Annotated in this window: 2 protein-coding genes; both read left to right on the forward strand. The window is 69.6% G+C overall.

The window, feature by feature from the left end:
* Nucleotides 1-125 precede the first annotated feature (125 nt).
* Nucleotides 126-1,382, forward strand: a complete 1,257-nt coding sequence (locus ACTMMA_RS18145) for an IS256 family transposase (RefSeq protein WP_441190474.1) — start codon at nucleotides 126-128, stop codon at nucleotides 1,380-1,382.
* A 391-nt stretch (nucleotides 1,383-1,773) separates the two neighbouring features.
* The gene (locus ACTMMA_RS18150) at nucleotides 1,774-3,177 is read left to right on the forward strand and encodes an IS1380 family transposase (protein WP_441191052.1); all 1,404 of its coding nucleotides are present in this window, start codon (nucleotides 1,774-1,776) and stop codon (nucleotides 3,175-3,177) included.
* Nucleotides 3,178-3,238: the final 61 nt, after the last annotated feature.

Genomic DNA, 3,238 nt, shown 5'->3' on the forward strand with positions numbered 1-3,238 from the left:
CAGTGGAGTCCACCAGAGTGGTGTACGACGGCACCCGGTGAGCGTGTCCTGCACAGGTAGGCGCGGCCACCGGTGTGATCCTTCGAGTGAACCTTCCACAGCACTCTCGAAGAGGAGCACCACCGATGACCGCTTCCCCCATTATCGACCCTGAGCAGTTCCTGCACGAGGAGCTCGCGCAGGCGAGCCCGGACCTGATGCGTCACCTGCTGCAAACCTTTATCAACAGCCTGCTGTCCGCGCAGGCCGATGCCGTGTGCGGCGCGGACTACGGCACCCGCACGGCCGAGCGCACGAACCGGCGCAACGGGTACCGGCACCGGGACCTGGACACTCGCGTCGGCACCCTGGACGTGGCGATCCCCAAGCTGCGCGAGGGGACGTTCTTCCCCGAGTGGCTGCTGGAGCGGCGTAAGCGGGCCGAGGCCGCGCTGACCACGGTGGTGGCGACCTGCTACCTGCTCGGGGTCTCCACCCGGCGCATGGACAAGCTGGTGACGGCGCTGGGCATCACCGGCCTGTCCAAGTCCCAGGTCTCGGTGATGGCGACCGAGCTGGACGAGCAGGTGGAGTCCTTCCGCACCCGCCCCCTGGACGAAGGGCCCTACACCTTCGTGGCCGTCGACGCCCTGGTGCTCAAGGTCCGCGAGGGCGGGCGCGTGGTCAAGGTGTCCGCCCTGGTCGCGACCGGCGTCAACACCGAGGGCTACCGGGAAATCCTGGGCCTACAGGTCGCCACCGGCGAGACCACCGCCTCCTGGCTGGCGTTCTTCCGCGACCTGGTCGCCCGCGGCCTCACCAGTGCCGGGCCGGTCGGGCTGGTCACCTCCGACGCCCACGCCGGCCTCGTGGAGGCCATCGGTGCCACCCTGCCCGGGACCGCGTGGCAGCGGTGCCGCACCCACTACGCCGCCAACCTCATGTCCGCGACCCCCAAGTCCTCATGGCCGTGGGTCAAGACGCTGCTGCACTCGGTGTACGACCAACCCGACGCCGAGGCCGTGCACGCCCAGTTCGACCGCGTCATCGACACGCTCACCGACAAGCTGCCCGCTGTCGCCGAACACCTCGAGAGCGCCCGGGCCGACATCCTGGCCTTCACCACCTTCCCCAAGGAGGTCTGGCGCCAGATCTGGTCCAACAACCCCCAGGAACGGCTCAACCGCGAGATCCGCAGGCGCACCGACGTCGTCGGCATCTTCCCCCACCGCGAGGCCCTCACCCGCCTCGTCGGAGCCGTCCTGGCCGAGCAGCACGACGCCTGGACCGAGCAACGACGCTACATCGGACTGGACGCCCTCACTCGGTGCCGACACGCCCTGATCCCCACCACCACCGACCCCGAGGAGATCACTGCTACCGTTCCCGCACTGACGCCCTGATCAACCCCATCGAGGGATCACCGTCGAACACCACTCCACTGGACTTGACCCTAGTGCGCACACGGACAGCCCGGTCTGGAGCAGAGGAGGTGTTTCGAGGTCCACTCAGGTCTGCGCTCGGGCCAGACCGACGGCTTGGTGTCATGGTTCAGTTTCTCCAACCGCCGCCGACATCCTGAGACGTGCGGCACCCGGATGTGGCGCAGGAGCACCTCGGTTTCGCTTCCGTCAGCCCGGGTCGGTAGCTCGGCCAGCGACAGCGCCCGCTTAGCCTCGATCCACCGGTGACCTGGGGGTTGTGAGCGTGCCGTAACGAGGAGATGCCCTGCCGTGCTGGGAGATTGGGACTTGCGACGGTTCCAAACTGCCACCCCGGAAGGGCATCTCTGGGATGAAACTCTCTCACAGGTTCACGGCCGACTCCGCGCTCTTCGACGACCCGAACCTGGTGTCGGCCGCGGGCTTGGTGCCGATGATCGCACTGGCCGAGCGGGCCGGGCTCGGTGAGCTCGCGCAGCAGCGGCTCAGCGTGCCCACCGACAAGGGCGCCAACGCGGGAGCGAAGGTGTGTGCGCTGGTGGGCGGCATGGTCGCCGGGGCGGACAGCATCGACGACATGGCGCTGCTGCGCCACGGCGCGATGAAGAAGGTCTTCTCCGCCTGTTACGCACCCTCGACGCTGGGCTCGTTCCTGCGGGCGTTCACCTTCGGCCACGTCCGCCAGCTGGATGCCGTCGCCTCCCGGGTGCTGACCAACCTGGCCCACGCCACCCCGGTGGTCAAGGGCCTGGACGAGTACGCGGTGGTGGACGTGGACGACACGATCATCGAGGTCCACGGGTACGCCAAGCAGGGCGCCGGGTTCGGCTACACCCGGGTGCGCGGGTTGAACGCGCTGCTGGCGACCGTGAGCACCGAGCAGGCCGCGCCGGTGGTCGTGGCCCAGCGGCTGCGCAAGGGCTCGGTCGGCTCCCCGCGGGGCGCGGACCGGCTGGTCGCCGAGGCCCTGGCGACCGTGGCCAGGATGCGCAGCACGCAGGCGAACCGGCCGGTGCTGGTGCGCGCGGACTCGGCGTTCTTCGGGCACCCCACCATCGGCGCCGCCGTCCGGGCCGGCGCGCAGGTCTCGGTCACCGTGCGACTGACCAGCAACATCCGGGCCGCGATCGCCACCATCGACGAGCAGGCGTGGACCCCGATCGAGTACACCGACGCGATCAAGGACGAGGTCACCGGGGCGTGGATCTCCCGGGCCGAGGTCGCCGAGGTCCCCTTCACCGCGTTCACCGCCCAGGCCCGCTCCCGTCACGTGCCCGGCCGACTGGTCGTGCGCCGCATCCCCGACCTGAACCCCAAGAACGGTGATGGTCAGGACCAGTTGTTCGACACCTGGCGCTTCCACGCGTTCTTCACCACCACCGACCCCGCCGTGCTGGACACCGTCGCGGCGGACAAGACCCACCGCGCTCACGCGGTCATCGAGAACGTCAACGCAGACCTGAAGAACTCTGCCCTGGCGCACCTGCCTTCCGGCAGGTTCGCCGCGAACGCCGCCTGGCTCGTGCTCGCGGTTATCGCGTTCAACCTCACCCGTGCCGCCGCCACGCTGACCGGCCCCCAGCTGGCCCGAGCGACCACCGCCACCATCCGCCGGACCCTGGTCACCGTGCCCGCCCGGGCAGCGTCCTCAGCCCGCCGACTCCGCCTGCACCTGCCCACGAACTGGCCCTGGCAGCAGGCCTGGAAGCGACTGTTCGCCAGCGTCTGCGGACCGCCCCTACCGGCCACGACCTGACCACCCAGCCGGCGACGGCGCGACCCCAGGAAACCTGTACGTGGAACACCCCGACAGCGAG

Origin of the sequence: Ornithinimicrobium panacihumi (assembly GCF_052073805.1) — a bacterium.
GTDB lineage: Bacteria > Actinomycetota > Actinomycetes > Actinomycetales > Dermatophilaceae > Ornithinicoccus > Ornithinicoccus panacihumi.

What these genes read in the sequence shown, in the direction of transcription:
- ACTMMA_RS18145 (WP_441190474.1), top strand. Translation starts at nt 126, where the DNA reads ATGACCGCTTCCCCCATTATCGACCCTGAGCAGTTCCTGCACGAGGAG.
- ACTMMA_RS18150 (WP_441191052.1), top strand. Translation starts at nt 1,774, where the DNA reads ATGAAACTCTCTCACAGGTTCACGGCCGACTCCGCGCTCTTCGACGAC.